Source organism: Pseudactinotalea sp., from assembly GCF_048594945.1.
Classification (GTDB): domain Bacteria; phylum Actinomycetota; class Actinomycetes; order Actinomycetales; family Beutenbergiaceae; genus Pseudactinotalea.
Genome location: NZ_JBMDXJ010000327.1, coordinates 1 through 7,350 on the forward strand (window position 1 = coordinate 1; position 7,350 = coordinate 7,350).

Annotated in this window: 6 protein-coding genes; 4 read left to right on the forward strand and 2 right to left on the reverse strand. The window is 72.0% G+C overall.

Annotated features, from left to right (window positions below):
* Nucleotides 1-232 precede the first annotated feature (232 nt).
* From ACOJSN_RS14605 to ACOJSN_RS14620, 4 genes are read left to right on the forward strand one after another with little or no spacing between them, the layout of a single operon-like run.
* Nucleotides 233-1,771, forward strand: a complete 1,539-nt coding sequence (locus ACOJSN_RS14605; protein ID WP_420113223.1) for a S8/S53 family peptidase — start codon at nt 233-235, stop codon at nt 1,769-1,771.
* Nucleotides 1,768-2,352: an RNA polymerase sigma factor gene (locus ACOJSN_RS14610; protein ID WP_420113224.1), complete on the forward strand. Its 585-nt coding sequence runs from the start codon at nt 1,768-1,770 to the stop codon at nt 2,350-2,352. The genes ACOJSN_RS14605 and ACOJSN_RS14610 overlap by 4 nt, the downstream gene beginning before the upstream one ends.
* Nucleotides 2,349-2,831: a carboxypeptidase regulatory-like domain-containing protein gene (locus ACOJSN_RS14615; protein ID WP_420113225.1), complete on the forward strand. Its 483-nt coding sequence runs from the start codon at nt 2,349-2,351 to the stop codon at nt 2,829-2,831. The genes ACOJSN_RS14610 and ACOJSN_RS14615 overlap by 4 nt, the downstream gene beginning before the upstream one ends.
* A 43-nt stretch (nt 2,832-2,874) precedes the next feature.
* Nucleotides 2,875-5,394, forward strand: coding sequence for a CHAT domain-containing protein (locus ACOJSN_RS14620; protein WP_420113226.1), 2,520 nt, complete (start codon nt 2,875-2,877; stop codon nt 5,392-5,394).
* 4 nt (nt 5,395-5,398) lie between these two features.
* Here the strand turns inward: ACOJSN_RS14620 and ACOJSN_RS14625 are convergent, their stop codons facing one another.
* Nucleotides 5,399-6,283 (reverse strand): FHA domain-containing protein, encoded by an 885-nt coding sequence (locus tag ACOJSN_RS14625; protein WP_420113227.1) that lies wholly within the window; start codon nt 6,281-6,283, stop codon nt 5,399-5,401.
* A partial coding sequence (locus tag ACOJSN_RS14630; protein WP_420113228.1) for a hypothetical protein occupies nt 6,280-7,350 on the reverse strand: 1,071 nt, incomplete at its 5' end. The genes ACOJSN_RS14630 and ACOJSN_RS14625, both read right to left, overlap by 4 nt.

The following is a 7,350-nucleotide window of genomic DNA, read 5'->3' on the forward strand; positions in this document are numbered from 1 at the left end:
CGTCCCGCCCCCGATCCCCACCTGTGCTCGGCCATCCCGGACCCAGCACCGACCAACGGCCCCCGCGGTGTCGGCCGCACCTTCTGACGAGCCGGCCGACGCCGTCCTGATACATCCGCCTCGCCGATGTATCAGAGCGGCCCGAGGCCGCTCCTCCCGTTCGACAGACCACGTACCCTGCCGGCCCCTACGCTGAGCACCACCCAGGCACGGGTCCCGAACACGGAGAGCCATGTCCGACTTCTCGCCCCCACTCCCCCGGCCGCGGCGCAACGCGACGCAGCGACTGCGCGTGCGCGTACTCGACCCGGCCAACGCGGTGCGACGCGGCAGCCGCACGTTGTCCCCGACGGCATACGTGGGCGACTCGCTGCTGCTGACCAGCGCCGCCGGCCCCGACGACGACGCGGTCGGCGCCATCCGGTCGCTCGTCGCCGGTGAGCTCGACGTCGACTGCTCCTGTCACGCCGGCGCCCGCACCGCCCCGAGCCGCCGCACCCCCGGTCTCCGCAGCACCCGCCTCACGCTCTCCCGCTGCGGGGACCGGCTCGGCAACGGGGTCGACGCCTGGCAGGTACTGCAGAACGTCCTCACCGAGCATCCGGAGCTCGAGGGACGCATCGGGCTCAATCACGTGATGTCCGCCGCCCCGTACTGGGACCCGGTGCCCTATTGGGACCCGGTGCCGTACTGGGACCCGGTTCCCTACTGGGACCCCGTGCCGTTCGGCGGCCGCGGCGGGCAAGGGCTGTCCGAGTACGGCGGCGCCGGCATCGGCGGCCGCACCCCGGTGGTCTGGCAGGCTCCCGACCCGCGCACCCACGCCCCCGAGCTGCGCCGCTCCCCCGTGGTCGCCATCGTGGACACCGGCCTCGGTGACCACCCGTGGTTCCCCGACGACGACCCGAGCGTCGAGCGCTGGGCTCCCCTCCTCGAGGACCTGCTGGTGGACGATCACGACACCGGTGTGATCGACCCGCTGACCGGGGCCGTCGGCCCGCTGGCCGGGCACGGGACGTTCATCGCTGGCGTGGTCCGGCAGCGCAGTCCCCGTGCGCGGCTGCTCTCGATCCCGGTGCTCGGCGCCGACGGCGTGGTCGAGGAGTACCTCGTCCACACCGCGCTTCGCCGCATCCTCGATCGGCAGCTCGAGGCGCTCGCCAGCGGCGACACCCACCGACTCGTCGACGTCGTCTGCCTCTCCATGGGCTACCACCACGAGGAGGGTTCGTCCGAGGATCTCGCCTCGACGTCCACGCTCGCCCACCTGCTCCGCGAGCTCGCAGAGGCGGGCATCGCCGTCGTGGCCGCAGCCGGGAACAGCGCCGTGGCCGACCCGTTCTACCCCGCCGCGCTCGCGCTGCCGCGCGGCCAGGCGGTGCCGGACCGTGGCGCACCACCGCTCGTCAGCGTCGGTGCCCAGAACCCCGGCAGTGCAAGCGTGGCGCTGTTCACCAACGACGGGCCCTGGGTCACCACGCACCGACCGGGTGCCGCCATCGTCAGCACCGTCCCGACCACGCTGCAGGGTGGCCTCTCCCCCACCGTCGTCGTGGGCGATCGCAGCACCGTGGACCGCGACGACTTCTCGTCGGGCTTCGCCATCTGGAGCGGTACGTCCTTCGCCGCACCCGTGCTCGCCGCCCAGATCGCGAACGCGCTGACCACGGATGCGAACTGGCTCGACGGCGGAACCGGGCCCGACCCCGCGAGGCGAGCCCTCGCCGTCGCCCTGGCACCGACGTCCCCATCCGATCGGAGCATAACGTGAGCGCGCCCGCCGCTCCCGACTCCCTGGCCGTCCGCGCCGGACGAGCCTTCGCCGCCTACCGGGCCGGCGAGAGCGGACGCATGGCCGAGGTGGTCCAGCTACTCAACCCCGTGCTCTGGCGGACCGCACGCAGCCAGGGCACCGACGCGGAGACCGCAGCCGACGTGGTCCAGGTCGCGTGGCTACGCCTCGTCGAGCACGCGGACCGCGTCGCTGACCCGCAGGCACTCCTCAAGTGGCTGATCGTCACGGTGCGACGGGAGTGCTGGCGCCGGACCGGGCGCGACCGCAGACAGGTTCCCACCGAGCTCGACCACGAGACGCCCTCGCTCGACCTGTCCCCCGAAGCACTCGCCGAGCTCGACGAGGACCAACGGGTGCTCTGGACGCACGTCGCCACACTGTCCGAACGATGCCGTGCGCTGCTGCAGGTCATCGCGTTCGCCGACCGGCCCGATTACGCCACCATCAGCACCGCCCTCGGGATGCCCGTGGGCAGCATCGGCCCCACGCGCGGCCGATGCCTCGACACGCTGCGCCGCGCACTGCGATCCGACACGTCCTGGGGGGCACCGACATGACCGAACCCGATTTCGACCAGCCGCTCGACGACGTCGATCTGGGTCTGCTGCAGGCGCTCCGGGACACGCTCCACGCCGCCGATCCCATGCCCTCTGACCTCAACGACCAGGTCCAGTTCGCTCTGACGGTGCAGGCCCTGCACGCCGAGATCGCCGAGCTACAACGACTGCCCGGAACCCTCGCCGGCGTGCGCAGCCGCGACTACACGAGCGTCGACACGGTCACGTTCACCAGCGGGACCATGTCTGCGGTCGTCACCGTGACGCGTGTCGACGACGAGACCACCCGCCTCGACGGCTGGGCGGATGGAGACCTCGCCGAGGTCGAGCTGCGCGAGCGCAACCGCACGTCGACCGTGGCCGTCGACGCCGAAGGCAGGTTCGCGTTCCCGCATGTGCGGCGGGGGCACGTCCAGCTGGTGTTCCGGTTCACCGACCAGGAGACCAGCCCGGTGATCACGCCCTCGATGGAGGTCTGACTCCCCTACGCTGACGGGACACCCCCAGTGTCCGAGAGCGTCCATGGTCGCCGAACCCGAACCGGTGGCCGACCTCATCGCCGAGGCCCGCGTGGCCAACTCGATGGGGCGGCCCTCCGCCGCGGAGCACTTGCTGCGCCGCGCGATCCGTCGTCTGTCGCGGCCAGACGCGCCCCTCGCCGACCTGCTGATGCGTGGATCTGCCACGATCACGCTCGCGTCACCGGTCTTCGAGCGGCACGGACTCGAGCCCGCTCTCACCCTCCTCGACGAGGCAGACCGCCTCGTCCCGGGTCGAGAGGGCGACGGCGTCCGGACCCTCGGTCTCGTGCAACGGGCTGGTCTGTTGGCCCGGTGCGGGCAGTGGCAGGTCGCGGTCGATCTGCTCACCCGGATCGGCACCACCGATTCCTGGCTCACACCGCGTCAGCTCGCTGCGGTCCACCTGAACCGCGCCACGGCGCGCCAGTACCTGGGCGATCACACCTTGTGTGACGCCGACCTGCAGACCGCGCTCTCGCTGGCGTCGACCGCTGCTGCTCCCGATCTGGAGTTCAAGGCACGCCACAACCTCGGCTACACGCGCTTCCTGGTGGGCGACGTACCCGGCGCGCTGCGTGCCATGGGCGAGGCCGATGCCATGGATGTCGACGTGGTTCGCGCCACAGCCAAGCGTGACTACGCCCATGTGCTCCTCAACACCGGGCTCACGGACGAGGCCGCGCCGCTGCTGCAGGAAGCGGTGGACATCGCGGAGCAGCATCGTCTGCACCACGACATCGGCGAGGCCCTGGTGGAGGTCGCGCGTCTGGAGCTCCTGCGTGGCCGGCCCGAGCGTGCCAGCGCCGCCGCTGCCAAGGCTGCACGACTGTTCCGCCGGCGCGGCGCTGAAGGGTGGTGGGTGCAGGCCGAGATCCTGCGTGCCGAGTCGGTTCTCGCCGCCGGTGTCCGGCCGCGGACCGGACGCGACCTCGCTGCGCGGCTGCAGGACCTCCCCACCCACTCCCGCGCGGTGCGGCGCGACGCCTTGCTCGCCGCCGCCGAGGCATGCGTCGCAGCCGGTGACGTTGCCGTGGCGGGCCAGTTGCTTGCCCGCGTACGCGGCGCGTCGACCTCGCCCACACGCCGACTGCAGCGTGACTGGCTGGCGGCTCGGCTCGCTCTGGCCGCGGGGCGCCCGGTCGATGCCCGGCGCCGGTTCCGTGACGCGGCCCGTCGGGTCGCCGAGCAGCAGGCTCGGCCCGCGTCGCTCGATGCCCGCACCGCGTTCGCGCTCCACGCGCAGCGCCTGGTCGCGCTCGACGTGGGTTCGGCACTCGAGTCCGGCTCGCCGGCCCAGGTTCTCGCCGCGACCGAACGGTGGCGCGCAGCGACCAGTCGACTCCCCAGCCTGATCCCGCACGAGGACGCTGTGCTCGAGAAGGCGTTCACCGAGCTGCGCGTGCTGCGGTCGCAGCTCCGCGACACTGCCGATGCGCCGGACACGGATCAGCTCGGCAGCCTCGCTCTGGAGCTCGAACGCACGATCCGACGTCGGGAGTGGGAACTCGCCGACGACGATCAGGGCACCCGTCCGCTCGCACCGGCCCGCGTCCACGAGATCGTCGCGCTTGCTGCGGCCACCGATACGGACGTGCTCGCGCTGTTCACCACGTCTGGCCGCCTCGGCGCCGTGACGATCGACGCCCGCGGTATGCAGCTGCACGATCTTGGCGACGCCGAACACGTGGCGGAACAGAACCGGCTCCTGCTTGCCGATGTCGCGATGACCGGCCGTCACCTCCCCGGACCGCTCGGCACAGTGGTCCAGCGCTCATTGGCGAGCCGGCTCGACGGCGTCGCTCGCCTCATCCCCGTGCCGTCCACCCGGTCGCGGCTCCTCATCGTGCGCACCACGGTGCTTCGTTCGACTCCGTGGCGCCTGATCCCCGGCCTGGACGACCGACCACTCGTGGTCGCGTCCTCGCTCACCGCCTGGGCCGCGGGTGAGAACGTGGCCGAGAGCGTCGACCGGGTCGCAGCCCTGGCCGGTCCGAGACTCGACCGCGCTGCTGACGAGGCAACGGCGGTCGCCGCGGCATGGGGGTCACGTGGGGCGGCGACGGTCGTCGCCTCCGGTGCTGATCTCACGGGCGCCCTCGCGTCGGCCGATCTCGTGCACGTCGCCGCACACGGTCACCACCACGACGGGAACGCCCTGTTCTCCTCCGTGACGATGCACGATGGCCCACTGTTCGCCTACGAGCTGCAGCGCCGCGGCGTCCGCGCCGGCCACGTGGTGCTCTCGGCCTGCGACGCCGGCCGCGCGATCATCCGGCCCGGCGACGAGGCCATGGGGCTCACTGCCACCGTGCTCGCGTGCGGTGCGCGGAGCGTCCTCGCAGCCGTGGCGCCGGTGCAGGACGTGGTGGCTGCGCAGCTGATGGGTGCCTACCACCGTGCTCTTGCGAGCGGAGTGGCCGCATCCGAGGCACTGCGCACGGCGACCGCCACGATCGAGCAGCCCGACAGCGCGCGCCTGTTCAGCATCTATGGCGCCGACTGGCGCCTCGCCGATCCCTGAGGCCTCAGACCTCGCCCGGGAGTGCCATGCGGATCACCACACGGGTCCAGCCGCCGATGAACACCCGCTCGTCGTCGGCGAGCTCGTATCGCTCACCCGGGTCGATCGGCGTGGTCGGCAACGGGTCGCCGGTGTGGTTGACATAGGTGCCGTTGGCCGACTCGAGGTCCTCCACCCACCAGCGCAACCCGTCGGTGGTCAGCTGGCAGTGCCGTCGTGAGACGCCGGTGTCCTCACCTGCGTCGACGTCGGGCTTGATGCCCCGCGATGCAGACGGACGGCCCACGAGCACGCTCTTGGCGCGCAGCGGGATCACCTGGGGCGAGCCGGGGGCAGGCATCGGGTCCTCCGGGTCCTGCGCGGCGTACCAGTCCGGGTCGACCCAGACCTCCGCGACCCACTCGTCCGGGCCGGGTGCCGGAGGCGTCGGGAGACCCCCGTTGGTCGGCTGCTCCGACTCGGCCGGCTCCTCCTCAGGGTCGGACTGCTCAGGGTCCGACGGCGCAGGCTCGTTCTCGTCCGGATCGCCGGGTTCGCCCTCAGCGGACTGCTCGGCACCCGGGTCCGGGTCGGTTGGGGCGGGAGCCGGCGGACCGCCTTCCGCCGGGTCCGGACCAGCCGACGGCGTAGGCAGGGCCCACGGGTCGGGGCTCACCGGCTGCGGCGCGGTGCCGGTGGTGAAGTCATAGCCGCAGTTCTCACAGAACAGCGCGCCCGGTGCGGCCGGCGAGCCGCAGTGCGGGCAGGTGGTGGCCGCACCGGACCCGGGGTCCGGCTCGGCCGGGCTCGCCACGACAGGCGCTGCGGCCGCTGACTCGATCGGAGAACCGCAGGTGTCGCAGTAGTCCTCCGACTCCGAGGTGTGCCCCTGCGGACAGATCGCACTCACTTGCGGACCCGGGTCGTCTTGGTCGAGGCCGTGTCGAGCGCCATCTCGTCGAGCTTGTCTGTGTTGCGCTTGAGCCTGACCGTTCCCTGCTCCTCGTTGTCGATGTCGACCACGCGCCGCAGCCGCGAGGTCGCCTCGTCATTGCCGGTCTCCTTCGCGAGCTGGACGGCGCGGCCGAGCTTGACAGTCGCCGTCGCCTCATCGCCGGACGCCTTCGCGGCGAGGCCGTCCTGGATCGCCTCCGCCAGCTCGGCCTGGCCGGTGTAGTGCGCCACCTCAGGGTTGATGCGAGCGGTGAGGTTGTGGTCGCTCGACCACATCGCCTTGACCAGCCCAGAGGCCTGCACCTCCTCGTTGGTGACGATCTGGACGCGTGCGGCGAGCTGTTCGGCACCGACCGGCTTCGAGCCGACGCGCACGGCCACGTGGTACTCGCGGCTCTCGTCGCCCCAGCTGCCTGTCGGGAAACCGCTGGTCAACGGGTTCACCACGCTCTTGCGCGGCGTCAGATCGTCCAGCTTGGGCGAGACCTGCTTGACGAACAGCACCTCGGCGCCCTGCGGAGCCCACACACGCAGCTGGGCTTCAGCCACACCGCGCGCCATCGACTCCCCCAGCATCTGCTGGAAGCTGGCCGCGATCTCGGAGGGGTCGCGGATCAGCTCGTCCGAGCCCATCAGCGCCGACGCGATCTCGCGGACCTCGGCGACCACGTAGCGCGATCCCACACCGCGGGCGTCGCACCGGAACTGCCCTTGCAGCCGGGCGAGCGTCGAGGTGAGCTGCGCCTTGGGCTCGGACTCGTTCTTGCCGTCCGTGAGCAGGATCGCGTGGCGACGCGCCCCCTGCGGCACCGTGGAGAAGAGCTGGCCGGCGAGCTGCAGCCAGGTGCTCATCGCCGTGCCGCCGCCGGCCCGCATGGTGCCGATCGCCCGCTTCGCCTCCGCGCGCGCGGCCGGCTCCATCCGCACCATCGCCGAGGGTGCGTTCGGGTACGGGAACACCCGGTTGGCCACATGGCTGCCGCCCACGATGGCGAACCATGTGCCGTCGACGATGACGTCGAG

What these genes read in the sequence shown, in the direction of transcription:
- ACOJSN_RS14605 (WP_420113223.1), top strand. Translation starts at nt 233, where the DNA reads ATGTCCGACTTCTCGCCCCCACTCCCCCGGCCGCGGCGCAACGCGACG.
- ACOJSN_RS14615 (WP_420113225.1), top strand. Translation starts at nt 2,349, where the DNA reads ATGACCGAACCCGATTTCGACCAGCCGCTCGACGACGTCGATCTGGGT.
- ACOJSN_RS14620 (WP_420113226.1), top strand. Translation starts at nt 2,875, where the DNA reads ATGGTCGCCGAACCCGAACCGGTGGCCGACCTCATCGCCGAGGCCCGC.